Source organism: Mesorhizobium sp. M2E.F.Ca.ET.209.01.1.1 (assembly GCF_004010375.2).
Lineage (GTDB): Bacteria > Pseudomonadota > Alphaproteobacteria > Rhizobiales > Rhizobiaceae > Mesorhizobium.
This window is the reverse complement of sequence record NZ_SADP02001223.1, coordinates 1-288: the sequence shown is the minus strand read 5'-3', so window position 1 is coordinate 288 and position 288 is coordinate 1. Positions and strand designations below refer to the sequence as shown.

The window sequence follows — 288 nt, the reverse complement described above, 5'->3', positions numbered from 1 at the left end:
CGGGCGAGATATAGCTGACGCGCGCCTTCACCTCCGGGCCGCAGCCGTCGCAATGGACGCTGAGCAGGCTGCCGACCTTGACCGAGGAGAAGGCCGCTTCCGGAATATAGACGCTGAGCTTCACCGCGCCGTCGGGGAGCACCGAGATGACAGGCGCGGTCGGGCCCGCCGTGTCGCCGGGATTGCGGATGACGTCGTTGACGCGGCCGGGCGAAGGGGCCGGGAGCGGGCGGTTGGAGAGGCGCCACACCGCCTGCTCCAGTTCGGCCTGCGCCTGCTTCACCTGGT

The 288-nt window shown here is 70.1% G+C and carries 1 protein-coding gene; it reads right to left on the bottom strand.

Annotated elements, in window-relative coordinates; all coding sequences use genetic code 11:
- The coding region (locus EN852_RS39830) for an HlyD family efflux transporter periplasmic adaptor subunit (RefSeq protein ID WP_135879976.1) at positions 1–288 on the bottom strand (288 nt) is incomplete at both ends.